We start from the raw sequence: 26475 nt of genomic DNA, 5'->3' as shown, positions 1-26475 counted from the left end.
GAGGGGCGCCCGGTGGGTACCGGGCGCCCCTCGGCGTTTCCGTGCGCCGCCGCGGGCTCGGGGGTCATCCGTGCCGGGCGGGCGCGGGCGCGGGGGTGGCGAGGGGGCTCGCGGTGGTCGTGCGGGGCGCGGGCACCGGGGCGGCGGGTGCGGTGGTCGCCCGCCGGGGCGTGCGGGGTGCCCGGGGGACGCCGGTCCCGCCGCCCGGGCGGAGCTGGCCCGCCACCGTCGCGCCGAACGCCAGGGTCATGCCCGCCAGCTGGACGGGGGTCAGCGCCTGGCCCAGGGCCGCCCAGCCGACGACCGCCGCGGTGAGCGGGGACAGCGGGCCGAGGAAGGTGACCTGGGTGGCGCTGAGCCGGCCGATGCCGCGGAACCACAGCCAGTAGGCGAGCGCCGTGTTGGCCAGGGCCAGGTAGAGGTAGCCGCCGACCGCGGGGGCGTCCAGCGCGGGCGGGGCCCCCTCGACGACGAGGGCGAGCGGCACCGTCATCAGACCGCCGGCCGTGAGCTGCCAGGCGGTCAGCGCCAGCGGACCGACCCCCTCGGGGCGCCCCCACTTCTTGGTCAGGACCGTGCCGGCCGACATGGAGGCGGTGGAGGCGAGGGCCGCCAGGACCCCCACCGCGTCCAGCGCCCCGGCCGCCCTGAGCACCACCAGGCTGACGCCGAGGGCCGCCACGATGCCGGTCAGCAGGGTGCGGGCGGTGGGGCGGTGCCCCAGGAACAGCGCCGACAGGCCCACCACGAACAGCGGGCCGACCGAGCCCACCACCGCCGCCATGCCGCCCGGCAGCCGGTACGCGGCGAGGAACAGCAACGGGAAGAACGCGCCGATGTTCAGCGCGCCCAGCACCGCCGCCCTGCCCCACCAGGCGCCGCGCGGCAGGACCCGGGCGAGGGCGAGGAGCAGCAGGCCGGCGGGCAGCGCGCGCAGGGTGGCCGTGAACAGGGGGCGGTCCGCCGGGAGGAACTCGGTGGTGACCGCGTAGGTGGTGCCCCAGGAGACGGGGGCGAGGGCGGTGAGCAGGACGGTGGCGGACCGGTTCATGGCCGTTCCTTCTTCTTTCCCGACGATTAGGTAGGCAGCAATTAGCTTAGCGCTAAGCGACTTACCGTCAAGCAGCTTTCTTGCGACCGAGCCGACCGCCGTCGGATACTGCGGGCCATGAACCCGCAGGCGCACCCCCAGGACCCCGTCGACGCGATCGTCGAGCAGTGGGCCGCCGTCCGGCCCGACCTCGACACCTCCGCCATGGAGGTCTTCGGCCGGATCTTCCGGCTCTCCCGTGCGATGGGCGACCGCATGGAGAAGGCGTACGCGCCCCTCGGCCTGTCCCGCGGCGAGTTCGACGTCCTCGCCACCCTGCGCCGCGCCGGCGAGCCGTACACCCTCTCGCCCCGCGAGCTGTCGGCGACGCTCATGCTCACCACGGGCGGGATGACCGGCCGGCTGGACAAGCTGGAGCGCGCCGGACTGCTGCGCCGCTCCCCCGACCCGCACGACCGGCGCGGGCTGCGCGTCACGCTCACCGAGCAGGGACTCGACCTCGTCGACCGCGCCGTCGGCTCCGGGCTCGCCGTCGAGCGCGAGGCGCTGTCCGCCCTGAACGCACAACAGGCCGACCAGCTGGCCGACCTGCTGCGGGAGTTGCTGCGCTCGACGGAACGCTAGGGGACGTCTCGCCGGGCGACGTACGGGCTCACCCCACGTGCCGCCCCAGGGCCGCCTCGACCCCGGCCGGGTCCGCGCTGTCCGACGCCCAGGCCACGTACCCGTCGGGGCGCACCAGGACGGCCGTGCGGCGGTCGCTCGCCCAGTGCTCCACCGCCAGCCGGTCCTTGCGGCCCTCGTCGTACGGGTGCGCCGCCGTCTCCGGGGCGCCCGGGGTGATCAGCACGAAGCGGCCGCCGCGCAGCGACGCGTACAGGCGGCCGCCGTCGGCGAGGGCGACGTCGGGCACGCGCATCCCGGTGAAGCGGTGGGCGCCCCGGGGCGCCGGGTACCGGTAGCCGACCCCGGTCACCTGGCCGGTGGCACGCCGGCGGACCGGGGCCACCGAGTCCACCACGCCCGCGACGGCCGCGCGCAGCCCCCGCGACCACGGCCGGTGGGCCATGGCGAGGCGGACGATGCCGCCGCTGCTGCGCAGCACGGCCCCGCCGACGGGGTGGCGCTCGGCCTGGTAGGAGTCGAGCAGGGCGTCGTCGGCGCGGCCGTGCACCACCTGGGCGAGCTTCCAGCCCAGGTTGGCGGCGTCCTGGAGGCCGGTGTTCATGCCCTGGCCGCCGGCCGGGCTGTGCACGTGCGCGGCGTCGCCCGCCAGGAGGACCCGGCCGACGCGGTAGGCGGGCGCCTGGCGCTCGTCGCTGTGGAAGCGGGACATCCAGCGCGGGTCGTGCATGCCGAAGTCTCGGCCGAGCGCGAGCCGGGTGATCTCCTTGACCTCGTCGAGGTCGAGCGGCGCGTGGTCGGAGACGACCCGGTCGCGGTTCCAGCCGATCACCCGGTGGTAGCCGTCGCCGAAGGGCGCGAGGAAGGCGAAGGCCTTCCCGGTGGCGTTCACCGTGAGGAGCGCCTCCGGCTCCTCGGCCAGCCGCACGTCCGCGAGGACGACGGAGCGGATCACGGCGTGGCCGGGGAAGGGCAGCCCGACGGACTTGCGGACGGTGCTGTGCAGGCCGTCGGCGCCGACGACGTAGGCGGCGCGCAGGCGCTCGGTGGCGGGGGCGGGGGCGGGGGCGGGGGCGGGGGCGCCGGAGTCCTTGCCGTCCTTGCCGGAGTCCTTTCCCGAGCCCTTGCCGGAGTCCTTCTCCGAGGCGGCGACGGTGACGGTCACGCCGTCGGCGTCCTGGGCCAGCCGGGTGACCTCGGTCCCGTAGCGGAACGTCACCCCGGCCCGCTCGGCGCGCTCCAGGAGCGCCTTCTCGACCTCGTACTGCGGGATGACCAGGACGTGCCGGAAGCGGGAGTGCAGCCCGCCCAGGTCGAGGTCCAGCCGGCCGAAGAGCTGGAGGTTCTCCAGGGGGCGGCCGACGGACTCCAGCCGGTCGGCCAGGTCGCGGGCGTCCAGCTCCTCCAGGGTGCGGGCGTGCAGCACGAAGGCGCGCGAGAGGTTGCTGATCTCGCGGGGGCGCTTGTCGAGGACGGTGACCGGGACACCGGCGGTGGCGAGGTCACCGGCGAGGAGCAGACCGGTGGGGCCGGCGCCGACGACGATCACGGAGTGGGTGTCCTGGGTGCCTGTGCCGTTCATCGAGCCCTCCTGGTGCCGGCGCGGTGGTCAACGCGTGTTGGCCATGACGATAGGCGTCGCGATGCGGATTGCCAACATCCGTTGGCCTACACGTGTTGGCCAACATTTGTTCGCAGGGCAACCGGCGGCCACCTGGCCGAAATGCAGCCAACACTGGTTTGCCCACGCCTGTTGGCCTACGCTCGTTGGCATGCCAGACCGCACCGCCGCTCCTGACAGCACCGCGTCGCCCCGCCGCTCCGACGCCACCCGCACCGCGATCCTGCACGCGGCTCGTGAGCGGTTCGCCGCCGACGGCTACGAGCGGGCCACCATCCGGGCCATCGCCCGGGACGCGCGCATCGACCCCTCGATGGTGATGCGCTACTACGGCAGCAAGGAGGGCCTGTTCGCGGCGGCCGTCGCCGTCGACCTCAAGCTGCCCGACCTCGGCGCGGTCCCCCGGCACGAGGTCGGTGAGGCCCTGGTCACCCACTTCCTTGACCTCTGGGAGAGCAACGAGGTGCTCACCGCGCTGCTGCGGGTCGGCGTCACCAACCAGGCCGGGGCCGAGCGGGTGCAGGACATCTTCCGCGACCAGTTGCTGCCCGTCGCCCGGGCCGTCTGCCCCGACCCCGAGCAGGTCGCCACCCGCGCCGCGCTCTCCGCGTCGCAGCTCCTCGGCCTCGCCCTCGCCCGCTACGTCCTGCGCCTGGCGCCCGCCGCCGCGCTGCACCGCCGGGAGATCGTGGCGTGGCTGGCACCCACCGTGCAGCGGTACCTGACGGCACCGAACCCGTGACCGGTCCCGGTGGGGTCACCGCGCCGCACACCACGCCGTACGACGGCAAGGGCGCCGCCCCCGTCGTCGTACGGCGTGGTGTGCGCGTACGGCGGCGGGGGCGGCGCCCTCGTGGAGTGCTGCGGACGGACGCTCCGCGTCAGGCCTTGGCGTCGGCCCGGGTGTCGATGTTGGAGCTGGTGGTGTCCTTGGCGCGGTGGGACTTGTCCAGGACCATGACCAGGCCGGTGATGACCCCGAACAGCACGAGCGGGGCCACGACGTAGAGGCCCAGCGTCTCGATGACGCTCAGGCCCGGACCGGGGTCGTCACCGTCGTCGCGCGTCAGCGCGAGCGCGGGGGACGACATGAGCAGCATCATCAGCGTCGTACCGGCAGCCAGGGCGCCGGCGCGCAGGGCGTTCTTCTTGTCCACGACGCCCAAGTTAGCGAACCGGTGGAAGGGGTGCGCGCCCGGGGTGCCGTATGAGGGCGCCCGGGTGGCCGTGCGGGGGCCGGCGCACTCCTTCCCCGCGGATCTCACCCGCCGGCGGGAGGAAGGTCCTGCGCCCGGTCCCGCAGCACCTCCATCAGCGCCCGCATCCGGGGCGAGGCCGCCACCTCCTCCAGCGTGACGGGCCGGCCCTCCGCGTCGGCGACGGGCAGCCGCCAGTTCGGGTACTGGTCCCAGGTGCCGGGCAGGTTCTGCGGGCGGCGGTCGCCGACGCCGTCCGGGAGCCAGACGCCGACCATGTGGGCCGGGGTGCGCAGCAGGAACCGGTGGACCGCCTGCACCTCGGCCTCCTCCGAGGAGCCGTCCCCGCCCGCGCCGGAGCCGGCGGCCGGCAGGCCGAGGCGGGCCAGCACCTCCCGCCACTCGGCGATGTCGGCGGCGGCCTCCGCGCGCTCGACGTCGAGGGGGCGGGTGAGCAGGCCCAGGCGGTCGCGGAGCTCGACGTGTTCGCCGCTGAGGCGGGCCGCGGTGGGCGGGAGGTCGTGGGTGGTGGCGGTGGCGAGGCAGTCGGCGCGCCAGCTCTCCGGCGGCAGCGGGTGGCCGTCGCCGGTCCAGTCGCGTTCGAACCACAGCACCGAGGTGCCGAGCACCCCGCGCTCGCGCAGCCGCTCGCGCACGCCCGGCTCGACCGTGCCCAGGTCCTCGCCGATCACCAGGGCCCCGGCCCGGGACGCCTCCAGGACCAGGACGGCGAGCATGGCCTCGGCGTCGTAGCGGACGTAGGTGCCCTGGGTCGGGGGTTCGCCCTGGGGGACCCACCAGAGCCGGAACAGGCCCATGACGTGGTCGATGCGCAGGGCGCCGGCCGAGCGGAACAGGGCGCGCAGGAGGGAGCGGTAGGGGGCGTACCCGCAGGCGGCGAGGCGGTCGGGGCGCCAGGGCGGCAAGCCCCAGTCCTGGCCGCGGGCGTTGAAGGCGTCCGGGGGCGCGCCGACGGACATGCCGGCCGCGAAGTACTCCTGCTGCGCCCAGGTGTCGGCGCCCTCGGGGTGCACGCCGACGGCGAGGTCGTGCACGATCCCCACCGCCATCCCGGCCTCGCGCGCGGCGCGCTGGGCGTCGGTGAGCTGGGTGTCGGTGAGCCAGGCGAGCCGCTCGTGGAAGTCGACCCGGTCCCGCAGTTCGGCGCGGGCGCGGGCGGTCTCGGCGGAGCGCGGGTCGCGCAGGCCCTCGGGCCAGCGGGTCCAGTCGGAGCCGTGCACCTCGGCGAGGGCGTACCAGGTGGCGTGGTCCTCCAGCGCCTGGCCCTGCTCGGCGAGGAAGGCGCGGTGGGCGGCGTCCCGGCCGGGGCCGAGGGGGACGCGCGCGACCAGTTCCAGGGCCTGGCGCTTGAGGTCCCACACGGCGTCCCGGTCGATCAGTTCGCCCTTCTCCAGCACGGCGGCGCGCAGCCGGGCCGCCCGCTCGCGCAGGGAGCGCAGGGTCTCCTGGTCGTCGGCGTAGGCGTACTCGGGGACGTCCTCGACGCGCAGGTGCACCGGGTCGGGGAAGCGGCGCGAGGAGGGCCGGTACGGGGAGGGGTCGGTGGGGGTGCCGGGCACGGCCGCGTGCAGCGGGTTGACCTGGACGAAGCCGACGCCGAGGTCCCGGCCGGCCCAGCCGGTGAGCTCGGCGAGGTCGCCGAGGTCGCCCATGCCCCAGGAGCGGGAGGACAGCAGGGAGTACAGCTGGACCAGCAGGCCGTGGGAGCGTCCCGGCACGGAGGGCAGCCGGGGCGGGGCGACGACGAGGTGGGAGCGGGCGGTGCGGCCGTCGGGCACGGTGGCGGTCAGCTCGTGCACGCCGGGCGGGAGTCCGTCCAGGGAGGTGCGGGTGTCGCCCTCCTCGGTGGTGACGTGCAGCCGGGTGCCGTCGGGCAGGGCGGTGAGCGCCGGCACCGGGCTGCCGCTCCAGGCGACCACGGTCGGCGGCAGCAGCCGTTCGCGCAGGTGGCGCTCGCGGGCGGCGAGGGCGGTCCGCAGCGCCTGCGGGGTGCTCGCGTCGACGCCCAGGGCGGCCAGGGCGCGGGTGACGGCCGTGGCGGTGGCGGGGACGGTGCGGTCCGGGGAGGGGCTGTAGGAGGTGGCCACGCCGTGCAGCTCGGCGAGCCGGGACAGCTCCTCGCCGGGGGGCTGGTGGTGGGCGGCGTCCTCACGGGGTGCGGTCATCTACGGCCTCGTGGAGTCGGGGTCCGCGGCGGCGAGCGGCGGTTCGCTGGTGAGGGGTTCGGCGTCGGGCAGCGGGGGCTCGCTGGTCAGCGGGGCCTCGGCGCGGGCGCCCTCGGCGCCGGAGGCGCCTTCCTGGGGTGCGGCGGAGGGGGGCTCCGCCGGAGGTTCGGACGGGGCCGGGATCAGGGGGCGGGCCGACACGGCCACGTGACCTCCTCGGGTAGGGCGTCGTAAGGGGCTATCGCAGCCCTACCCAGTGGACGCGGAGGCAGACGTCCGCGGGGGCACACGACCGGCATTTCGGCCCAACGCCGGGCAGGTGTCACCGGGCGCACGACCGCTCGACCCCGTCGCGCGCAGAACCGCTCGGCCCCGTCGCGCGCACGGCCGCTCGGTCTCGCGCGCACGACCGCTCGGCCCGGGGCCACGGGCGGCCTCGGGCCGGGGACGCGAAGGCCCGGACCGTCAGGCGGAGATGCCGTCGATCCGGGCCAGTGCGTCGTCCGCGCCGTAGGGCTGGAGGTAGGGCAGCCAGCGGGGGTCCCGGTGGCCGGTGCCGATGATGCGCCAGGCCAGACCGGTCGGCGGGGCGGGTTTGTGGCGCAGCCGCCAGCCGAGTTCGACGAGGTGGCGGTCGGCCTTGACGTGGTTGCAGCGGCGGCAGGACGCCACCACGTTGTCCCAGACGTGCTTGCCCCCGCGGCTGCGCGGGATGACGTGGTCGACGCTGGTTGCGACGCCACCGCAGTACATGCACCGGCCCCCGTCGCGGGCGAACAGCGCCCGGCGGGTCAGAGGAACGGGCCCCCGGTAGGGAACCCGTACGAATCGCTTGAGCCGGACCACGCTGGGTGCGGGGACTGTGACGGTCGCACTGTGCAGGAAGGCGCCGGACTCCTCGAGGCAGACGGCCTTGTTCTCGAGGACGAGGACGAGCGCGCGGCGGAGCGGTACGACGCCGAGCGGCTCGTACGACGCGTTGAGGACCAGGACGTGCGGCACGGATGCCTCCTTGTACGCCGGCGGCGCGTGGCTCGCGCCGGGACGATCTGCTTCAGTCTCCCCTCCGGCCTGGTGAACGCGCCACCATGTCCCGGTAACGGGCTGGGAGTGTTTTCGACCACACCCGGAGCATCCCCCGCACCGGCCGGGGCCCAAGCCCAGGTGAGGACGGTCTCTGCGCGGCGCATCCGTCGGACCCGCACACGATGCCCCGTTAGTGTGGTGGGCCTGCCCGTCCGGTGACCTTTCCGTGACCTTGACGACCCTGACCGCCGTTCCGGCCGGGTGGACCGCACCTGGAGGTTCCTGCCGTGTCCGTTGTCGCGTCGTACGCGTCCCTCGCGTCGTCCGCGTCGTCAGCGTCATTCGTGTCGTCCGCGTCGTCCGCTTCCGCCGGCCCGTCGGTCGTCCGGCTGGCCGCCGGTCCGTCGCCGTCGCCGTCGTCCTCCGAGTCGCCGGCGGTGTCCGTGCCCACGCTCCAGGACGCGCACGAGAGCGCGGCGAACGCGGCCGGGTGGGTCGAGCAGAACTGGTCGACCTGGCTGGCGATGGGGCTGCAGATCCTGCTGGTCGTGGTCGTCGCGGTGGCGCTGCGGGCGGTGGTGCGGCGGGCCATCACCCAGCTGATCGACCGGATGGGCCGCACCCCGCAGAGCCTGGACGGCAGCGGCCTGGGCGGGCTGCTGGTCAACGCCGAGCGGCGACGGCAGCGCTCGGCGGCCATCGGCTCGGTGCTGCGCTCGGTGACGAGCTTCCTGATCCTCGGCACGGCCGCGCTGATGGTGCTGTCCACCTTCAAGATCAACCTGGCGCCGCTGCTGGCGTCGGCCGGTGTCGCCGGCGTGGCGATCGGTTTCGGCGCCCGCAACCTGGTCACGGACTTCCTGTCCGGCGTGTTCATGATCCTGGAGGACCAGTACGGCGTCGGCGACACGATCGACGCGGGCGTGGCCTCCGGCGAGGTGATCGAGGTCGGGCTGCGGGTGACCAAGCTGCGCGGCGACAGCGGCGAGATCTGGTACGTGCGCAACGGCGAGGTCAAGCGGATCGGCAACCTCTCCCAGGGCTGGGCCACGGCCGGGGTGGACGTGACCGTGAAGGCGAGCGAGGACCTGGACCGGCTGCGGGCGACGCTGGCCGAGGTCGCCGAGAAGATGAGCAAGGAAGAGCCCTGGAACGAGTTCCTGTGGAGCCCGGTGGAGGTCCTCGGCCTGGACTCGGTGCTGATCGACTCCATGGTGCTGCGGGTCTCGGCGAAGACGATGCCGGGCAAGTCGGTGGCGGTGGAGCGCGAGCTGCGCTGGCGCATCAAGCGCGCCTTCGACGCGGCGGACATCCGCATCGTGGGCGGTGCGACGTCGGTGGAGGACGCCGAGGCCGCCGCGGCCGACCCGGCGGCCGCGATGGCCGCGCCGTCCGTGTACGCCAACGCCGACTCGCCGCAGGTGGCGGCGACCGCCCCGATCACGCCCCAGCGCCCGGCCCCGCCCGCCAAGTAGCCGGCGCCGCCGGCGCGCCCCGCCTTCGCACTCCCTCCCGCACGCCCCCGAGGTAACGACTCCGTCTCCTCGGGGGCGTCGCCTATTGACGCCCTCTTCGCCCGGGGCTTACGTTCCTCCCACCCCGATAGGAAACTTTCCTAACAGTGATCTCCGACCGGCGGACCGTCGGCCGGTGATCACGACTGGACGGTACGACCGGCTCGCTGGGAAGCTGGGCGGCCGGAGAGGCAGGTGTCGAGACCCATGGCAGGAACCGCCGGTACGCCGGGCACCCCGCGCGTCCTGCGCGCCATGAACGACCGTGCCGCCCTGGACCTCCTGCTGGAGCACGGACCGCTGTCGCGCACCCGGATCGGCAAGCTCACCGGCCTGTCCAAGCCGACCGCCTCCCAGCTGCTGGCCCGGCTGGAGGCCGCCGGGCTGGTCCTGGCGACCGGCACCAGCGAGGGCCGGCCGGGCCCCAGCGCCCAGCTGTACGAGGTCAACCCGGCCGCCGCCCACGTCGCCGGACTCGACGTCACCCCCGGCCGGGTGCTGGCCGCCGTCGCCGACATCACCGGGCGCACGGTGGCCACCCACGAGGTGCCCACCCCGGGCCGGCGCGCCGCCGGGTCCGTCGTACGGCAGGTCACCGACGCGCTCGACGGCGCGGTGAAGGCCGCCGGGCTCGCCCGGGACGACGTGCGCCGGATCGTGGTGGGCACGCCCGGCGCGTTCGACCCGGGCACGGGCCGGCTGCGCTACGCCTCGCACCTGCCGGGCTGGCACTCCCCCAGCCTGCTGGACGAGCTGGCGGCGGCCCTGCCGGTGCCGGTGGAGTACGAGAACGACGTCAACCTGGTCGCCCTCGCCGAGCAGCGGCTCGGCGCGGCCCGCGGCCACGAGGACTTCGTCCTGCTGTGGAACCAGGAGGGCCTCGGCGCCGCCCTGGTCCTCGGCGGCCGGCTGCACCGCGGCTGGACCGGCGGCGCGGGCGAGGTGGGCTTCCTGCCGGTCCCGGGCGCCCCGCTGGTCCGGCACGTCACCAAGGCCAACAGCGGCGGCTACCAGGAGCTGGCCGGCTCCCAGGCGCTGCCCCGGCTGGCCCGCGAACTCGGCCTGGCCGACGTGCCGTCCGGGCCGTACGCCGAGGCGGCGGCCGCCCTGGTGGCCCGCGCCGCCGCGGAGGACAGCGACGCGCACCGGCAGCTGCTGCGGACCTACGCGACCCGGCTGGCGACCGGTCTGGCCTCGCTGGTCTCCGTCCTCGACCCCGAACTCGTCGTCCTGTCCGGCGCCGCGCTGACCGCCGGCGGCGAGGTGCTGCGCGCCCTCGTCCAGGCCGAACTGGAGGAACTGGCCGCGTCCCGGCCGAAACTCGTCGTCGGCGACGTCCAGGAACACCCCGTGCTGCGCGGCGCGCTGGAGAGCGCGCTGGCGGCCACCCGGGACGAGGTCTTCGACACCTCGCGCTGACCCGTCACCGGCCCCTCAGCCCCCCGCACCCGCCTTCCCCCCGCTCTTCTTCCATCGCCCTCGCCCGTCACCGGGAGGTCCCGCCATGCCCCGAACCCTGCCCCGAGCCGCCCGGAAAGCGGCCTTCGCCCTGAGTGCCGTCACGGCCCTGGCCCTGTGCGCCACCGCCTGCACCGGCCAGTCGTCGGCCGGCGCCGACGACGACGCCTCGAAGGAGACGACCCTCACCTTCTGGCACGCCTGGAGCGCGCCGAACGAGGTGGAGGCCGTCAAGAACCTGGTCGCCGGCTTCGAGAAGACCCACCCCAACATCCACGTGACCGTCGTCGGCAACATGACCGACGACAAGATCAACCAGGCGCTGCGCGCGGGCGGCAGCAAGGCGCCCGACGTGATCTCCTCGTTCACCACCAACAACGTGGGCAAGTTCTGCTCCTCCGGCGCGCTGGTCGACCTGAACCCCTTCTTCGAGAAGGCGAAGATCGACCCGGGGACGACGTTCCCGAAGGCGATGAACGAGTACACCCAGTACGACGGCAACCGCTGCACCGTCCCGCTGCTGGGCGACGCCTACGGCCTCTACTACAACAAGACGGCGTTCCGTAAGGCCGGCATCGCCGCGCCGCCGAAGACCTGGTCGGAGTTCGCGGCCGACGCCAAGAAGCTGACGGTCCCGCAGGGCGACGGCTTCAAGCAGCTCGGCTTCATGCCGAACTACCACGGCTGGGAGAGCACCACCGAGCACTACCTGGGCCAGTTCTCGCCCACCTACTTCGACCAGGACGGCAAGTCGACCCTCGCCACCGACCCGGCCGTGGCCGCCGCCTTCACGATGCAGAAGAACCTCGTCGACTCGCTCGGCGGATTCAGGAAGCTGGAGAAGTTCCGCTCCGGGCTCGGCGACGAGTGGGGACCCAAGCACCCCTTCCACACCGGCCAGGTCGCCATGCAGCTCGACGGCGAGTGGCGGCTGGGCATGGCCGAGGAGGCCAAGCCCGGCTTCGAGATCGGCGTCGCCCCGCTGCCCGTCCCGGACGACCGGGCCGACGAGTACGGCAAGGGCTACATCACCGGCACCATCGCGGGCATCGCGGCCACCAGCCACAAGCAGAACGCGGCCTGGGAGCTGGTGAAGTACATGACCACCGACACGGGCGCGGTGGTCGACTTCTCCAACGCCATCCACAACGTGCCGTCCACGCTCGCCGCCCTGAAGTCCCCGGACCTGACGTACGACCCGCGCTTCAAGACGTTCCTGGACATCGCGGCGAACCCGCACTCCACGACGTCCCCCGCGACCGTCAACGGCGGTGTCTACCTCACCACGATCCAGCAGCTCGGCTACGACTACGAGAGCGGCAAGGTCACCGACCTGCGGGCCGGCCTGAAGAAGGCCGCCGCGCAGATCGACACGGACATCGCGCAGGCGAAGTAGCCCGGGGGCCCACCGCCATGAGCACCGTCACCCTCGCCGCCAAGCGCCGCCGCGCGGCCCTGCGGACGATCGCCTTCCTGTCGCCCTGGCTGATCGGCTTCGCGGTCTTCTTCGCCTACCCGCTCCTGTCGACCGTCTACTTCTCGTTCATGCACTACGACGGCTTCCGGCCGCCCACGTGGAGCGGGACGAAGAACTGGACCTACGTCTTCGAGCACTACCCCTTCTTCTGGCCGGCCCTGCGCAACACGCTCTGGCTGGTCCTGGTGATGGTCACGCTGCGGGTGCTGTTCGGCCTGGGCGTGGGCCTGCTGATCACCCGGATCAGGACCGGCACCGGCGTCTTCCGCACGCTGTTCTACCTGCCCTACCTCGCCCCGCCGGTGGCGGCCACCATGGCCTTCGCCTTCCTGCTCAATCCGGGGACCGGGCCGGTCAACTCCCTTCTGGAGAAGGTCGGTGTGCCGGCGCCGGGCTGGTTCAACGACCCCGCCTGGTCCAAGCCGGCGCTGACCCTGCTCGCCCTGTGGGGCATCGGCGACCTCATGGTCATCTTCATGGCCGCGCTGCTCGACGTGCCGAAGGAGCAGTACGAGGCCGCCGAGCTGGACGGGGCCTCGGCGTGGCAGCGGTTCCGCTACGTGACGCTGCCGAACATCTCGCCGATCGTGATGTTCGCCGTGGTCACGGGCGTGATCCAGACCATGCAGTACTACACGCAGCCCCTGGTGGCCGGGAAGGTCGCCTCGGGGGTCATCCAGGGCGCGGGCACCATGTTCGAGCCCGGCTACCCGGAGCACTCCACGCTCACCCTCCCCCAGCTCGTCTACAACCTCGGCTTCCAGCGCTTCGACTACGGCTCGGCGTGCGTGGTGGCCCTGGTCCTCTTCGCCCTGTCGATGGCGTTCACCGCGTTGCTGATGCGGCGCCGGGGCGGGCTCATCCAGGCAGGTGACTGACGCATGACCCACGTACTGGACAAACCCGTCGCGTCGGCCACCCCGGCGCCCGACGCGCGGCGCACCGCACGGCGCAGGGCGCTGCTGGAGTGGATCGCCGTGCACGCGCTGGGCGTGGCGGCCGCGCTGTTCTTCACGCTGCCGTTCGTGTTCGTCCTGCTGACCTCGCTGATGAGCGACAGCCAGGCGCTCAGCCGCGACCTGCTCCCGCACCCGTGGGAGTGGGACAACTACCGGCGCGTGCTGGACACCCCGGGCTTCCTGACCTGGTGGCGCAACACCCTGCTGTACGCGGGGCTGGGGACCGTCCTCACGGTCGTCTCCTCGCTGCCGGTGGCGTACGCGCTCGCCAAGTTCCGCTTCCGCGGCCGCAACCTGGCGCTGATGCTGGTCATCTCGATGATGATGCTGCCGCCGCAGGTGGTCGTCATCCCGATGTACCTGTTCTGGGCCAAGCAGCTGGACCTGTCGGGCACGCTGTGGCCGCTGATCGTGCCGATGGCGTTCGGCGACGCGTTCTCCATCTTCCTGCTGCGGCAGTTCCTGACGACCATCCCCAACGAGTACGTCGACGCGGCCCGGGTCGACGGCTGCGGCGACCTGCGCACCCTGCTGCGGGTGATCGTCCCGATGGCGAAGCCCGGCATCGCCGCGGTGGCCCTGTTCCAGTTCTTCTACGCCTGGAACGACTACTTCGGGCCGCAGATCTACGCCTCGGAGAACCCCGGCGCCTGGACGCTGTCCTACGGCCTGGAGTCCTTCAAGGGCATGCACCACACCGACTGGAACCTCACCATGGCCGCCACCGTGCTGGTCATGGCCCCCGTGATCCTCGTGTTCTTCTTCGCGCAGAAGGCGTTCGTCGAGGGTGTCACGCTGACCGGAGTGAAGGGTTGATCCGGACATGAAACTCACCGTGGTCGGCGGAGGCTCGACCTACACCCCCGAACTCGTCGACGGCTTCGCCCGCCTCAGGGACACCCTGCCCGTCGAGGAACTCGTGCTGGTCGACCCGGCCGCCGACCGGCTCGAACTGGTCGGCGGCCTGGCCCGGCGCATCTTCGCCAAGCAGGGCCACGCCGGCCGGATCGTCACCACGACCGACCTGGACGCGGGCGTGGACGGCGCCGACGCCGTGCTGCTGCAACTGCGCGTCGGCGGCCAGGCCGCCCGGGAACAGGACGAGACCTGGCCCCTGGAGTGCGGCTGCGTCGGACAGGAGACCACCGGCGCGGGCGGCCTCGCCAAGGCGCTGCGCACGGTCCCGGTCGTCCTCGACATCGCCGAGCGGGTCCGCCGCACCAACCCGCGGGCCTGGATCATCGACTTCACCAACCCGGTGGGCATCGTCACCCGGGCCCTGCTGAAGGCGGGCCACCGCTCGGTCGGGCTGTGCAACGTGGCCATCGGCTTCCAGCGCAAGTTCGCGGCGCTGCTCGGGGTGGCCCCGGCGCAGGTGCACCTGGACCACGTGGGCCTGAACCACCTGACGTGGGAGACGGGCGTGCGCCTCGGCGGCCCGGAGGGCGAGGACGTGCTGCCCAAGCTGCTGGCCGGCCACGCCGGGGCGATCGCGGCCGACCTGCGTCTGCCCCGGTCGCTGCTCGACCGGCTCGGCGTCGTCCCGTCGTACTACCTGCGCTACTTCTACGCCCACGACGAGGTCGTCGAGGAGCAGCGCACCAAGCCGCCCCGGGCCGCCGAAGTGGCCGCCATGGAGCGGGAGCTGCTGGAGATGTACGGCGACCCCGCGCTGGACGAGAAGCCGGAGCTGCTGGCGCGGCGCGGCGGGGCCTTCTACTCGGAGGCGGCCGTGGACCTGGCGGCGGCCCTGCTCGGCGGGGGCGGCAGCCCCTACCAGGTGGTGAACACCTACAACCACGGCACGCTGCCCTTCCTGCCCGCGGACGCGGTGGTCGAGGTGCAGGCCGCCGTCGGCGCGCAGGGCGCCTCCCCGCTGCCCGTGCCCCGCGTGGACCCGCTGTACGCGGGCCTGATGGCGCACGTGACCGCGTACGAGGACCTGGCGCTGGAGGCGGCGCTGCGCGGCGGGCGCGACCGGGTGGTCCGCGCGCTGCTCGCGCACCCGCTGATCGGGCAGCACGCGTACGCCGACCGCCTCGCCGACGAACTGATCGCACACAACCGGGAGCACCTCGCGTGGGCCTGACCGCAAGCGTCCTCGCCATCGACGCGGGCAACAGCAAGACCGACGTCGCGGTGGTGGCGGCCGACGGACAGGTCCTGGCCACGGCCCGCGGCGGCGGCTTCCGGCCGCCCGCCGTGGGCGTCGCCGCGGCCGTCGGGGCGCTGGCCGCGACCGTCACGCGCGCGTACGAGGCGGCCGGCGTGGACGCGGTCGCGCACGTGTCGGCGTGCCTGGCCAACGCGGACCTGCCGGTCGAGGAGGAGCAGCTGGCCGCCGCGCTGCACGCGTGCGCGTGGGGCGACACCGTCGAGGTCCGCAACGACACCTTCGCGATCCTGCGGGCCGGCGTGGCCGAGCCGCGCGGGGTGGCCGTGGTGTGCGGCGCCGGCATCAACTGCGTCGGCATGCGCCCCGACGGCCGCACGGCCCGCTTCCCCGCCATCGGGCGCATCTCCGGCGACTGGGGCGGCGGCTGGGGCCTCGCCGAGGAGGCCCTGTGGAGCGCGGCGCGCGCGGAGGACGGCCGGGGCGCGCCCACCGACCTGGCGCGCACCCTGCCCGCGTACTTCGGGCTGGGCACGATGTACGACCTGATCGAGGCGCTGCACCTGGAGCGCCTCGCGCCGCACCGGCGCCACGAGCTCACGCCGGTGCTGTTCGCGACGGCCGCCGCCGGGGACGCGGTCGCCCGGGGCATCGTCGACCGCCTGGCCGAGGAGGTGGTCGCCCTGGCGACGGTGGCCCTCACCCGCCTGGACCTGCTGGCGGAGGAGGCCCCGGTCCTGCTGGGCGGGGGCGTCCTGACCGCCGGCCACGCACAGCTGGACGACGGGATACGCGAGCGGCTGGCGGCCCGCGCCCCGAAGGCGACGGCGCGCGTGGTGCGGGCCCGCCCGGTGCTGGGCGCCGCCCTGCTGGGCCTGGACCGGGTGGGGGCCGACGCCCGGACGCAGGAGCGGCTGCGGGCGCACTTCACGGAGTGACGGAAGCGAAGTGACGGAAGCGGAGCGACGGACAAGAAAAGCGAGGAGTGTCACCGACTCCTCGCCACTCTCAACCTATAGCGCACCGGGGGGCTTGCGGCAAGGCCCCCCTCGTACCGCACAATCGCAGGTCTTGGGGCCGGATCCGGCCAGAATCTGCGGAAATGAGGGACTCACGACGTGTGCGCGCTTGTGTCGGAACGGTCGGACCACCCGCACCAGCCGGGGCGGAGCCCGTTCGACCTGCCCGGCCGGCTCTCCGCCAAGGCCGACCCGGCGCTGATCGCCGCTGACGAGCGGCACTTCGCGGACGTCGCCCGGAGCCTGGAGGAGACGATCGCCGAGCTGTCGGAGCAGCTCGGGGCCGAGCTGCGCAACCCCGGCGGCAGCGGCCAGCAGGCGATGGACCGCGACCTGGAGGTGCACCGGCTCAGCGCCCGGCTGCGCACCCTGCGCCGCTTCGGCCTCGACCTGTGCCTGGGCCGCATGGTCCCGGCGGACCGGCCCGACGAGCCGCTGTACGTCGGACGGCTCGGCCTGACCGACGGCCACGGCCGCCGGCTGCTGATCGACTGGCGCTCCCCGGCGGCCGAACCGTTCTTCGCGGCCACCCACGCCCGGCCCATGGGCCTGGCCAGCCGCCGCCGGTACCGCTGGACCGACGGCCGGATCACCGACTACTGGGACGAGGTGTTCACCGCCGACGGCCTGGACGGACGCGCCGCGCTGGACGACCAGTCGGCGTTCGTCGCGAGCCTGGGCGGCCACCGCTCCGAGCGCATGCGGGACGTGCTGGCCACCATCCAGGCCGACCAGGACGCCATCATCCGGGCCGGGTCCCGCGGCACCCTCGTCGTCGACGGCGGCCCCGGCACGGGCAAGACCGTCGTCGCCCTGCACCGCACCGCCCACCTGCTCTACTCCGACCCGCGCCTCGGGCACCGCAGGGGCGGGGTGCTCTTCGTCGGCCCGCACCGGCCGTACCTGACGTACGTCTCCGACGTGCTGCCCAGCCTCGGCGAGGAGGGCGTGCAGACCTGCCTGCTGCGGGACCTGGTGCCCGAGGGCGCCGCCGCGACGGAGGAGGGCGACCCGGAGGTGGCCCGGCTGAAGGCGTCCGCGGACCTGGTGCGGGCGATCGAGAAGGCGGTCGCATTCTACGAGGAGGCGCCCACCGAGCCGCTGACGGTCACCGTCGACCGGCACGAACTGCGGCTGGACGCCGCGGACTGGGCCGAGGCGTTCGACGCGCCCGAGCCGGGCACCCCGCACAACGAGGGGCGCGACCAGGTGTGGGACAAGCTGGTCGAGATCCTGTACGACCGCTACCGCGGCGACGTCCCGCCGCAGCACTTCCGCCGGGCCCTCGCGGCCGACGGGGAGCTGACCGGGGCCCTCGGCCGGGCCTGGCCACTGCTGGAGGCGGCCGACCTCGTCGGGGACCTGTGGTCGGTGCCCGCGTACCTGCGGCTGTGCGCGCCCTGGCTGTCCCGCGAGGAGGTGCGGCGGCTCCAGCGGGCCGAGCCGCAGGCGTGGACGGTGTCCGACCTGCCGCTGCTGGACGCGGCCCGGCAGCGGCTCGGCGACCCGCGCGCGTCCCGGCGCCGGCGCCGACGGGAGGCCGAGGCCGCCGCCGAGCGCGCGTACCGGGCGCAGGTCACCGAGAACCTGGTCCGCGCCGACGACGACTGGCACTCCATGCTGATGACCATGCTGACCGGGCAGGACCTGCAGAACAGCCTGGTCCCGGTGGACGGGCCGCCGGTCGCCGAACCCGACCTGCTGGCGGGCCCGTTCGCGCACGTCGTGGTGGACGAGGCACAGGAACTGACCGACGCCGAGTGGCAGATGCTGCGGCTGCGCTGTCCGTCCGGGAGCTTCACCGTGGTCGGCGACCGGGCGCAGGCCCGGCAGGGGTTCACCGAGTCGTGGCGGGAACGGCTGGCGCGGGTCGGGCTCGACCGGGTCGAGGTGGCCTCCCTCGGCATCAACTACCGCACGCCGCAGGAGGTCATGGAGGAGGCCGAGCCCGTCATCCGGGCCACGCTGCCGGACGCCAACGTGCCGATGTCCGTGCGCCGCACCGGCGTTCCGGTGCTGCACGCCCCCGTGGCCGAGCGGGACGCGGTGCTCGACGCCTGGCTCGCCGACCACGACGAGGGCGTGGCGTGCGTGATCGGCGACCCGGCGTTCCGGGAGACGGCCCGGGTGCGCTCGCTCACCCCCGAGCTGTCCAAGGGGCTCGAGTTCGACCTCGTGGTCCTCGTGGACCCGCAGCGGTTCGGCGGGGGCGTGCGGGGCGCGGTGGACCACTACGTGGCGATGACCCGGGCCACCCAGCGGCTGGTGGTCCTGACCAGCCCCTGACGGGCGGCCCGCCCACCAGGCCGGTGCGCGGGCCGCCCCCCGGCCTCCCTCCCCCTCCCCCTCCATCCCCCAGGAACCGAACCCCCGTTCTCCGCGTATTCATGGACAGGGGGGCCGGGATCGCACCAAGATCCCGTGAAGCGGGGTTCGCACCGCCGGTCGCGGCAGCGATACTTGCCGCGGGAGATGACCATGGGGGAGGTCAGGCAGTGGCCATGACGCCGACGATCACCGCGGCCCCGCCGCCGCCCCGCCGTACGGCGTTCGCCGAGGGCCTGGACCGGCTGCGGGCGGCCGCCACCACCGAGCCGGGCCGGCTGCGCGTCATCGGCGCGCTGCTCGCCCTGCTGGTGCTCGCCTTCGGCTCCGTCGCCGCCTGGCAGACCACCGACCGCGCGGCCGCCGCCGACGACGTGCTGCACAAGAGCCAGCCGCTCAGCTCGGCGGCGGCCGACATCTACCGCTCCCTCGCGGACGCCAACACGGCCGCCTCCAGCGGCTTCCTGTCGGGCGGCCAGGAGAGCGCCGGGACCCGCGAGCGCTACGAACGGGACATCGACACCGCGGCGGCCGGCCTCGTCACCGCCGCGGAGAGCTCCGACCCCGGCTCCCCCGCGGCCGCGTCGATCACCCGGCTCAACACCCTGCTGCCGGAGTACAAGGGCCTGGTCGAGCGCGCCCGCACCTACAACCGGCAGGGCTTCCCGGTCGGCGGCGCCTACCTGCGCTACGCCAACCAGAAGATGCAGCAGGAGATGCTCCCGGCCGCGGAAGACCTGTACCAGAAGGAGAACCAGCGGCTGGAGGACGACTACGCGGACGCCACGCCCTACCCGTGGGCGGCGATCGCGCTCGGCGTCCTCGCGCTGGCCGCGCTGGCCTGGGCCCAGCACCGCACCTACCGCCGCACGAACCGGGTGCTCAACCACGGCCTGGTCGCGGCGACGGCGGCCACCGGCATCGTCCTGCTCTGGCTGGTCGTCGGGCACGGTGTCGCCCGCGCGGGCCTGGACGACTCCTACGACCACGGCGTCCGCTCGCTGAACGTCCTGCACGACGCCCGCGTCGCCTCCCTGAAGGCCCGCGGCAACGAGAACCTGACCCTGGTGGCCCGCGGCGCCGAGACGGTGAAGGTGACCGCGGACGGCGAGGAACGGACCGTCGACCGCTACGACCACGACTTCACCGCCGACATGGCCGTCCTCGCCAAGGGCCTGGACCGGGCCGCCGACCTGGCCGACGACCGCGCGGGCCGGCAGCCGGTCACCGCGGCCGAGGGCAACATGACCGAGTGGCGCAAGCGGCACACCGCCGCCCGCGACCAGGACGACAACGGCAACTACCAGCAGGCGCTGGCGCTGGTGATCGGCGCCAAGGGGTCGACCGGCGAGTGCTTCGACAGTGTCGACGACCACCTCGACCAGGCGCTCGCCCACGAGCAGCGCCAGTTCCTGCGGGCGGCCGGCGACGGCCGGGACGCCATGACCGGTCTGCCGGCCGGTGCCGCCGTGCTCGCCGTCCTCGCGGCCGCGGGCGCGGTCGTCGGCATCGGGCGCCGGCTGTCGGAGTACCGGTGAGAGGGGGCGCAGTGATCGCAGGGATACGTACGCGACGCGGACGGTCCGGGGCGGACGGCGCCGCCGGCCGGACGGGGCCGCGCCGTCGCCTCCCGCGCGGCTGGGGCGGGGTCGGCGCGATGGCGGTCGCCTGCGTGCTCGCGCTGGCGTTCGTGCTGCTGCTGCCGCGGGCCGGGGCGCACGGCGACGGCCCCGGCCGGGACGGCGGGGGCAGCGGCCGGGGCAGCGCGGCCGCCGACGAGCACTGCACCGCGCCGGAGCAGCAGACCCTCGCGCCGTCCGGTGCCGACGGTCCGACGATCAGCGCCATCAAGGCCCGCCGGGGCGAGAAGCGCAAACTGGTCGTGGGCGTCGACCAGAACAGCTACCGCTGGGGCTACCGCAACCCCAACAACGCCCGTGCGGAGCTGGAGGGTTTCGACATCGACCTGGTCCACCGGATCGCCCAGGACATCCTCGGCGACCCCGACGCCGTCCAGTTCAAGGCGATCCCCACCAACCAGCGCGTCCCGGCGATCCAGGAGGGCCGGGTCGACATGGTGGTGCGCACCATGACCATCACCTGCTCCCGGCTGGACGAAGTGGCGTTCTCCGCGCCGTACTTCCGGACCGGGCAGCAGGTGCTCGCGCCCCGGTCGTCGGCGATCACCGGTTACGACGCCTCACTGGCGCACCAGAAGGTGTGCTCGGCGGCCGGTTCGACCGCCAACTCCCGCCTGACGGAGGACCGCGGGACGGGCCGGCTGCCCGCGTCCACGGACATCTCCCTCACCGTGCCCAACCAGCTGGACTGCCTGGTACGCCTCCAACTCGGCGAGGCGGACGCGGTGGTGACCGACGGCGCGCTCGCCGCCAGCCAGGCCGCCCAGGACCCGACGGTCACGCTCAAGGGCGCGCCGTTCACGACCGAGTACTACGGCGTGGCGATGAAGAAGGACGCGGACGATCTGGTACGCCGGGTCAATCAGATCCTGGTGCAGTACCGCGCGAGCGGCTGGCAGGCGTCGTACGACACCTGGCTGTCGGCCACACTGGGGACAGACGCGGCGGCGTCCCGGCCGCCGGCGCCCACGTACCGGCGCACGAGCTGACGGCACCACGGAGGAGGGCGGGGGCGACCGGGCGGGACCGGGGCACGGCCAGGACGTACACGAGGGCACACACAGCAGCGAGAGGTGATCGATGGGCGTCACGGACCCCGCCGGGCCGGTGATGGACCGGGACGAGGTGGACCGTGCGCTGGCGCGGCTCGGCCAGGAGCACGAGGCGATCGAGACCTCGCTGCTGGCCCTCCAGGACCACGCGGGCCGCAGACTCCTCGAGGGCGCCGAGCTCACCGGCGTCACCGCCGAGCGCTGGACGGCCACGGAGGCGTCGATCACGCTGCTGTGGACGTACTTCGACGCCTACGCGGACGCGCTGCGCACCGCCCGGGGGATCCGCTCGCGGCGCCGCTGGTCCAGCCGCGAGGACCTGGTGGAGCTGACCGAGCTGCTGCGCGGCGAGAGCGTCACGATCGCCGACTCCGCGACCGCCCTCGCGCACGCGCCCACGCTGCACGGCACCGGCAGGCTCAGCCACCGCTTCACGCTGGCCGCGCTGGTGGAGCGGATGAACGAGCTGTACGCGTCCTCGCTGGACGTGGTCGTCGCCGCCGACTCGGTGTGGTCGGCGCTCCCCGCGCGGATCGATTTACTGGCCGCAGAGCTCCAGCGCACCCGGCAGCTCGCGCACTCCGTCGGCGTGCGCCCGGGCGAGCACCCGTCGGGCGACGACCTGGAGCGCATCACCCGCACGCTGACCGCGCTGCGCGCCCGCGTCATCTCCGACCCGCTGGCCTTCTGGGTGCCCGCGCAGGGCAGTTCGGCCCCGGGCGGCGGCCGGCCCGACACCACGGTGTACGACCGGGAGGCGCGGGCCCTCGAGGACGTGCGCCGGGAGATCGACGCGGTACTGACGGTGCGTCAGGACGCGGAGAAGCGGCTGGTGCGGCTGCGCGACGTGCTCTCCCGCGCCGACCGCACGCTCGCCGAGGCGCGCACCGCGCGCGGCGAGGTGCTGGCGAAGATCGCCGCCACGGAGGTGCCGGTGGTCAGCGGCCCGCCCACCGCGCTCCAGGAGCAGCTGGCGACCGCCGCCGAGTACCGCCGGCAGGGCCAGTGGCACCGGCTGTCCCCGCTCCTGGAGTCCCTGGAGGAGAAGGCCGAGGACGAACTGCTGCGCGCCCGTGAGTCGTTGACCGCGGTCACCGCGCCGCTCGCGGTCCGCGCGGAGCTGCGCGGCCGCCTCGACGCGTACAAGGCGAAGGTGGCCCGGCACGGCCTGGCGGAGGACCCGTTCCTGGTCGAGCGGTACGACGCGGCGCGCCGCATGCTGTGGAGCGCGCCGTGCGACCTGCGCGTCGCCGAGCAGGCCGTGCTGCGCTTCCAGCAGGCCGCCGCCGAACTGCTCGGCACCTCGCGGGTGCCCGGCCAGGGCGGCCCGCAGGACCGGCCGTACGACGGCCGGGGCAGCCACGACGGCCAGAACGGCCACGACGGCAGGGGGGAGCAGACGCCATGAGTCAGGCAGGGCGGCCGTGCCAGCGACCGGGCTGCGACGGGTCGTACGAGGACATGGGCGGCGGCGAGCTGTACTGCGGCACCTGCGGGCTCGCCCCGGTGGTCTCCGGCAGCGGTCCCGGCGGCTCCGCGCCCACGCACGTCGGCGCCGGCAGGGGTGGCCCGGACAGCGGCAGTGCGCGCTCGGCCCGCTCCGCGCGCACGGCCTCGCAGTCGTCGCGGTCGCGGCGCTCGGTGTCGGGCCGCCTGTCGCGCGAGCTCTCGGGCACCTCGACCGGCCGGTCGGTGTCGGTGCGCAGCTCCGGCTCCTCGGCCGGCTCCTCGGGGCGGGTGCGGCTCGGCGCCGGGCTGGTCTCGGTGCCCCAGGTGCCGCGCCCCGACCCGCGCGCGATGGTGCTGGACGACCCGGAGGTGCCCGAACGCAAGCGGTTCTGCTCGCGCTCCGACTGCGGTGCGCCGGTGGGCCGTTCGCGCGGTGAGCAGCGGGGGCGCACCGAGGGCTTCTGCACCAAGTGCGGCCACCCCTACTCGTTCGTGCCGAAGCTGAAGTCCGGCGACGTCGTGCACGGCCAGTACGAGGTCGTGGGCTGCCTGGCGCACGGCGGGCTCGGCTGGATCTACCTCGCCGTGGACCGCGCGGTCTCCGACCGGTGGGTGGTCCTCAAGGGCCTGCTGGACACCGGCGACCAGGACGCGATGGCCGCCGCGATCTCCGAGCGGCGCTTCCTCGCCGAGATCGAGCACGCCAACATCGTGCGGATCTACAACTTCGTCGAGCACCTCGACCAGCGGACGGGGTCCCTGGACGGGTACATCGTCATGGAGTACGTCGGCGGGAAGTCCCTCAAGGAGATCGCCAACGCCCGCCGCACGCCCGACGGCCGGCGCGACCCGCTGCCCGTGGAGCAGGCCTGCGCCTACGGCATCGAGGCGCTGGAGGCGCTCGGCCACCTGCACAGCCGCAACCTGCTGTACTGCGACTTCAAGGTCGACAACGCCATTCAGACCGAGGACGAGCTCAAGCTGATCGACATGGGCGCCGTGCGCCGCATGGACGACACCGAGTCGGCGATCTACGGCACGGTGGGCTACCAGGCGCCCGAGGTCGCCGACGCCGGGCCGTCCGTGGCGTCCGACCTGTACACGGTCGGCCGCACCCTCGCCGTGCTCACCTTCGACTTCCAGGGCTACACGTCCGTCTACGCGGACGCGCTGCCCGACCCCGACCACATCGAGGTGTTCCGCGCCTACGAGTCGTTCTACCGGCTGCTGGTGCGCGCCACCGACCCCGACCCGGCCCGGCGGTTCGCCTCCGCGCAGGAGATGGCCGAGCAGCTGACCGGTGTGCTCCGCGAGGTCGTCTCGCTGCAGACGGGGCGGGCGCGCCCCGCGCTGTCCACCCTGTTCGGGCCGGAGACCCGGGTGACCGACACGGAGCTGTTCCCGCGCCTGGACGGCGAGGTGTCCCGGCTGGGCGCCCGGACCGACCGGACCGGACGGCCCCCCACCCCGCCGCCGGGTTCCCCGCAGGGTGCCGGTACGGCGCCCGGGCTGGTCCGGCCCGTCGACGCCGCTGCCGCCGCGCTCGCCCTGCCCGTGCCGCACGTGGACCCCGCCGACCCCAACGCCGGTTTCCTCGCGGGCCTGGTGACCACCGCGCCGGGCGAGCTGCTCACCGCGCTCGCGGCGGCGCCCGCGCCCTCCGTGGAGACCCGGCTGCGCCAGGTGCGCGCCCGGCTGGAGAAGGGCGACCTGGAGGACGCCCTCGCCACCCTGGCCACCCTGGAGGAGGAGCGGCCCGACGACTGGCGGGTCGTCTGGTACCGGGGCGTGAGCGCGCTGGTCACCGGCGACCACGAGGGCGCCGCCCTCGCCTTCGACGCGATCTACGACGCGTTCCCGGGCGAACCCGTGCCGAAGCTGGCCCTCGGCCTGTGCGCCGAGCTGCTGCACCAGCTGGACAACGCCGCCGAGTACTACCGGCTGGTCTGGGCGACCGACCCGAGCCACGTGAGCGCCGCGTTCGGCCTCGCGCGCGTGCAGCTCGCCGCCGGGGACCGCCGGGCCGCCGTACGGACGCTGGAGTCGGTGCCGGAGTCCTCCGTCCACTCCACCGCCGCCCGGGTCGCCGCCGTGCGGGCCCGGCTGCGGCAGCGGACGGCCACCGCCGGGGACGTACCCTTCCTGGAGGACCTCACCGCCGCGGCGGCCCAGGTCGAGGCGCTGGACGCCCACGGCCTCGACCCCACGCGGCGCGAGCAGTTGTCCGCCGAAGTCCTCGGCAGCGCGCTGGACTGGATACTCTCCGGTGGCCGCGACGCCGCCCCGGACGCCCGGCGCACGCTGCTCGGCAGCGACCTGGACGAGCGGGGCCTGCGCTTCGGACTGGAGCGTTCGTACCGCACGCTGGCCCGGCTCGCGCCCGGCGGTGAGGAGAGGATCGATCTGGTGGAACGTGCCAACCGTTACCGCCCCCGGACGTGGGTGTAGTTGATGTCGCAGATGCCCCCCCAGGCCGCGCTGTCCAAGTGCCCGAGCTGTGCCGAGCCGCTGGAGTCGGGTGACCGGTTCTGCGGCGCGTGCGGGTACGACCTGTCCGCCGTGCCGCCGCCCCCGCCCGACCACCCGACGCTCGCGATGAACGGCGCGGTGCTCCCGGACGCCCCCCAGGGCCCGCCTTCCACCGCGGCCGAGCCCCTGCCCGCCCACGCACCGGCCCCGCAGGCGCCCGCCGGGCCCGCCGCCGCTGCCGTACCGCCGGCGCCCGCGGCCGCCGCCCCCGGCGTGCGGTTCGACCGGGCGCCCGAGCCGGACGAGTACCCGCTCCAGGCGCCCGACCCGCGCGTCGCCGCCGACACCGCCCCGGGTGCCGGACCCGTCCCGGTGTGCGTGGCCTGCCGCGCGGGCCGGGTCGACGGCGACGGCTACTGCGAGAACTGCGGCCACGCCCAGCCCCGCGAACGCGACCACCTGGAGCAGGAGTTCGGCCCGGTCGCCGCCGTCAGCGACCGCGGGCTGCGCCACCACCGCAACGAGGACGCCTTCGCCCTCGGCCGCACCGCGCTGCCCGACGGCACGCACGCGACCGTGGCGATCGTCTGCGACGGCGTGTCCTCCGCGACCCGCCCCGACGACGCCTCGCTCGCCGCCTCCCGCACCGCGTGCGAGTCGCTGGTGGCCGCACTGGCCCACGGCACCCACCCGCAGCAGGCCATGCACGACGCGATCGTCGCCGCCGCCCGCGCCGTCGACGCCCTGGCCGCCGAACCCGCCACGGCCCGCGAGCACACCCCGCACCAGAACGCCCCCGCCTGCACCCTCGTCGGCTCCGTCGTCAGTGCCGGCCTGCTGGTCGTCGGCTGGGTCGGCGACAGCCGCGCCTACTGGATCCCGGACGACCGCTCCCCCGCCGCCCGGCTCACCGAGGACGACTCCTGGGCCGCGCAGATGGTCGCCGCCGGCCTGATGAGCGAGGCCGAGGCCTACGCCGACGAGCGCGCCCACGCGATCACCGGCTGGCTCGGCGCCGACGCCTACGAACTGGAGCCGCACACCGCCTCGTTCAAGCCGGACCGGCCCGGCGTGGTCGTGGTGTGCACCGACGGCCTGTGGAACTACGCCGAGGCCGCCGAGGAGATGGCCGAGGCGGTCCCCCGCGACGCCGCCGTACGCCCCCTGCACAGCGCCCGGGTCCTGGTCGGGCACGCCCTGGACGGCGGGGGCCACGACAACGTAACAGTGGCCGTCGTCCCGTTCCCGGCGCCGCCGCAGGGGGCAGGATCGGCCTGAGCGACCCGCACAAAACGG

21 protein-coding genes are annotated in these 26475 nt (G+C 74.5%); 15 read left to right on the top strand and 6 right to left on the bottom strand.

Features of this window, described 5'->3' with window-relative positions; translation table 11 throughout:
- Positions 1-64: 64 nt before the first annotated feature.
- Complete coding sequence (locus tag AQJ30_RS21465; RefSeq protein ID WP_067236495.1) at positions 65-1051, bottom strand: EamA family transporter; 987 nt, start codon at positions 1049-1051, stop codon at positions 65-67.
- Positions 1052-1168: 117 nt separating this feature from the next.
- Here AQJ30_RS21465 and AQJ30_RS21460 point away from each other — a divergent pair, with 117 nt between their 5' ends.
- On the top strand, positions 1169-1675 hold the full coding sequence (locus tag AQJ30_RS21460; protein ID WP_067236492.1) for a MarR family winged helix-turn-helix transcriptional regulator: 507 nt from the start codon (positions 1169-1171) through the stop codon (positions 1673-1675).
- A 28-nt stretch (positions 1676-1703) separates the two neighbouring features.
- On the opposite strand, the gene AQJ30_RS21455 is transcribed toward AQJ30_RS21460, so the two are convergent.
- Positions 1704-3257: an FAD-dependent monooxygenase gene (locus AQJ30_RS21455; RefSeq protein WP_067236489.1), complete on the bottom strand. Its 1554-nt coding sequence runs from the start codon at positions 3255-3257 to the stop codon at positions 1704-1706.
- 190 nt (positions 3258-3447) lie between these two features.
- On the opposite strand from AQJ30_RS21455, the gene AQJ30_RS21450 reads away from it, so the two are divergent.
- On the top strand, positions 3448-4038 hold the full coding sequence (locus tag AQJ30_RS21450) for a TetR/AcrR family transcriptional regulator (RefSeq protein ID WP_067236487.1): 591 nt from the start codon (positions 3448-3450) through the stop codon (positions 4036-4038).
- A gap of 139 nt (positions 4039-4177) precedes the next feature.
- Here AQJ30_RS21450 and AQJ30_RS21445 read toward each other — a convergent pair whose 3' ends face one another.
- From AQJ30_RS21445 to AQJ30_RS21430, 4 genes are all read right to left on the bottom strand, one after another.
- A complete protein-coding gene (locus AQJ30_RS21445) occupies positions 4178-4453 on the bottom strand; it encodes a hypothetical protein (protein WP_067236607.1) in 276 nt (91 codons plus the stop codon).
- A 104-nt stretch (positions 4454-4557) separates the two neighbouring features.
- Positions 4558-6678 carry a 4-alpha-glucanotransferase gene (malQ, locus tag AQJ30_RS21440; RefSeq protein WP_067236484.1) on the bottom strand — a complete coding sequence of 707 codons (2121 nt, stop codon included), beginning with the start codon at positions 6676-6678 and terminating at the stop codon, positions 4558-4560.
- Complete coding sequence (locus AQJ30_RS21435; RefSeq protein ID WP_067236482.1) at positions 6679-6885, bottom strand: hypothetical protein; 207 nt, start codon at positions 6883-6885, stop codon at positions 6679-6681.
- A 258-nt stretch (positions 6886-7143) separates the two neighbouring features.
- Positions 7144-7680, bottom strand: coding sequence for an HNH endonuclease (locus AQJ30_RS21430; RefSeq protein WP_067236479.1), 537 nt, complete (start codon positions 7678-7680; stop codon positions 7144-7146).
- Positions 7681-8048: 368 nt separating this feature from the next.
- On the opposite strand from AQJ30_RS21430, the gene AQJ30_RS21425 reads away from it, so the two are divergent.
- The 13 genes from AQJ30_RS21425 (at position 8049) to AQJ30_RS21365 (ending at position 26457) form a co-directional block, all read left to right on the top strand.
- Positions 8049-9179, top strand: a complete 1131-nt coding sequence (locus AQJ30_RS21425) for a mechanosensitive ion channel family protein (protein ID WP_067236476.1) — start codon at positions 8049-8051, stop codon at positions 9177-9179.
- A 246-nt stretch (positions 9180-9425) separates the two neighbouring features.
- Positions 9426-10637 carry an ROK family transcriptional regulator gene (locus AQJ30_RS21420; RefSeq protein WP_067236473.1) on the top strand — a complete coding sequence of 404 codons (1212 nt, stop codon included), beginning with the start codon at positions 9426-9428 and terminating at the stop codon, positions 10635-10637.
- Between the two features lie 85 nt (positions 10638-10722).
- The gene (locus AQJ30_RS21415) at positions 10723-12072 is read left to right on the top strand and encodes an ABC transporter substrate-binding protein (protein ID WP_079084177.1); all 1350 of its coding nucleotides are present in this window, start codon (positions 10723-10725) and stop codon (positions 12070-12072) included.
- A 17-nt stretch (positions 12073-12089) separates the two neighbouring features.
- Positions 12090-13031, top strand: coding sequence for a carbohydrate ABC transporter permease (locus AQJ30_RS21410; RefSeq protein ID WP_067236472.1), 942 nt, complete (start codon positions 12090-12092; stop codon positions 13029-13031).
- A 3-nt stretch (positions 13032-13034) separates the two neighbouring features.
- Positions 13035-13928 carry a carbohydrate ABC transporter permease gene (locus tag AQJ30_RS21405; RefSeq protein WP_067236468.1) on the top strand — a complete coding sequence of 298 codons (894 nt, stop codon included), beginning with the start codon at positions 13035-13037 and terminating at the stop codon, positions 13926-13928.
- A gap of 7 nt (positions 13929-13935) precedes the next feature.
- The gene (locus AQJ30_RS21400) at positions 13936-15201 is read left to right on the top strand and encodes a 6-phospho-beta-glucosidase (protein ID WP_067236465.1); all 1266 of its coding nucleotides are present in this window, start codon (positions 13936-13938) and stop codon (positions 15199-15201) included.
- Positions 15192-16163, top strand: a complete 972-nt coding sequence (locus tag AQJ30_RS21395) for an N-acetylglucosamine kinase (protein ID WP_067236463.1) — start codon at positions 15192-15194, stop codon at positions 16161-16163. Before AQJ30_RS21400 ends, AQJ30_RS21395 begins: the two co-directional genes overlap by 10 nt.
- A gap of 180 nt (positions 16164-16343) precedes the next feature.
- The gene (gene helR, locus AQJ30_RS21390; RefSeq protein WP_245727004.1) at positions 16344-18530 is read left to right on the top strand and encodes an RNA polymerase recycling motor ATPase HelR; all 2187 of its coding nucleotides are present in this window, start codon (positions 16344-16346) and stop codon (positions 18528-18530) included.
- 215 nt (positions 18531-18745) lie between these two features.
- Positions 18746-20107 carry a hypothetical protein gene (locus tag AQJ30_RS21385; RefSeq protein WP_067236603.1) on the top strand — a complete coding sequence of 454 codons (1362 nt, stop codon included), beginning with the start codon at positions 18746-18748 and terminating at the stop codon, positions 20105-20107.
- Positions 20108-20226: 119 nt separating this feature from the next.
- Positions 20227-21198 carry a glutamate ABC transporter substrate-binding protein gene (locus AQJ30_RS21380; protein WP_067236458.1) on the top strand — a complete coding sequence of 324 codons (972 nt, stop codon included), beginning with the start codon at positions 20227-20229 and terminating at the stop codon, positions 21196-21198.
- A gap of 91 nt (positions 21199-21289) precedes the next feature.
- The gene (locus AQJ30_RS21375) at positions 21290-22669 is read left to right on the top strand and encodes a coiled-coil domain-containing protein (RefSeq protein ID WP_067236455.1); all 1380 of its coding nucleotides are present in this window, start codon (positions 21290-21292) and stop codon (positions 22667-22669) included.
- Positions 22666-25158: a serine/threonine-protein kinase gene (locus tag AQJ30_RS21370; RefSeq protein ID WP_067236451.1), complete on the top strand. Its 2493-nt coding sequence runs from the start codon at positions 22666-22668 to the stop codon at positions 25156-25158. Before AQJ30_RS21375 ends, AQJ30_RS21370 begins: the two co-directional genes overlap by 4 nt.
- Positions 25159-26457 carry a PP2C family protein-serine/threonine phosphatase gene (locus AQJ30_RS21365; RefSeq protein WP_067236449.1) on the top strand — a complete coding sequence of 433 codons (1299 nt, stop codon included), beginning with the start codon at positions 25159-25161 and terminating at the stop codon, positions 26455-26457. It abuts the gene before it with no gap.
- Positions 26458-26475 lie beyond the last annotated feature (18 nt).

This window comes from Streptomyces longwoodensis (assembly GCF_001514125.1).
Taxonomy (GTDB): domain Bacteria; phylum Actinomycetota; class Actinomycetes; order Streptomycetales; family Streptomycetaceae; genus Streptomyces; species Streptomyces longwoodensis.
Note: the sequence above shows the minus strand (reverse complement) of the source record. Positions and strands in the feature narration are given on the sequence as shown.

Excerpts from the sequence above, each read along its gene's own strand:
- AQJ30_RS21465 (WP_067236495.1), bottom strand. The coding sequence starts at position 1,051 with ATGAACCGGTCCGCCACCGTCCTGCTCACCGCCCTCGCCCCCGTCTCC.
- AQJ30_RS21460 (WP_067236492.1), top strand. The coding sequence starts at position 1,169 with ATGAACCCGCAGGCGCACCCCCAGGACCCCGTCGACGCGATCGTCGAG.
- AQJ30_RS21455 (WP_067236489.1), bottom strand. The coding sequence starts at position 3,257 with ATGAACGGCACAGGCACCCAGGACACCCACTCCGTGATCGTCGTCGGC.
- AQJ30_RS21450 (WP_067236487.1), top strand. The coding sequence starts at position 3,448 with ATGCCAGACCGCACCGCCGCTCCTGACAGCACCGCGTCGCCCCGCCGC.
- malQ (WP_067236484.1), bottom strand. The coding sequence starts at position 6,678 with ATGACCGCACCCCGTGAGGACGCCGCCCACCACCAGCCCCCCGGCGAG.
- AQJ30_RS21420 (WP_067236473.1), top strand. The coding sequence starts at position 9,426 with ATGGCAGGAACCGCCGGTACGCCGGGCACCCCGCGCGTCCTGCGCGCC.
- AQJ30_RS21415 (WP_079084177.1), top strand. The coding sequence starts at position 10,723 with ATGCCCCGAACCCTGCCCCGAGCCGCCCGGAAAGCGGCCTTCGCCCTG.
- AQJ30_RS21410 (WP_067236472.1), top strand. The coding sequence starts at position 12,090 with ATGAGCACCGTCACCCTCGCCGCCAAGCGCCGCCGCGCGGCCCTGCGG.
- AQJ30_RS21405 (WP_067236468.1), top strand. The coding sequence starts at position 13,035 with ATGACCCACGTACTGGACAAACCCGTCGCGTCGGCCACCCCGGCGCCC.
- AQJ30_RS21400 (WP_067236465.1), top strand. The coding sequence starts at position 13,936 with ATGAAACTCACCGTGGTCGGCGGAGGCTCGACCTACACCCCCGAACTC.
- AQJ30_RS21385 (WP_067236603.1), top strand. The coding sequence starts at position 18,746 with ATGACGCCGACGATCACCGCGGCCCCGCCGCCGCCCCGCCGTACGGCG.
- AQJ30_RS21380 (WP_067236458.1), top strand. The coding sequence starts at position 20,227 with ATGGCGGTCGCCTGCGTGCTCGCGCTGGCGTTCGTGCTGCTGCTGCCG.
- AQJ30_RS21375 (WP_067236455.1), top strand. The coding sequence starts at position 21,290 with ATGGGCGTCACGGACCCCGCCGGGCCGGTGATGGACCGGGACGAGGTG.
- AQJ30_RS21370 (WP_067236451.1), top strand. The coding sequence starts at position 22,666 with ATGAGTCAGGCAGGGCGGCCGTGCCAGCGACCGGGCTGCGACGGGTCG.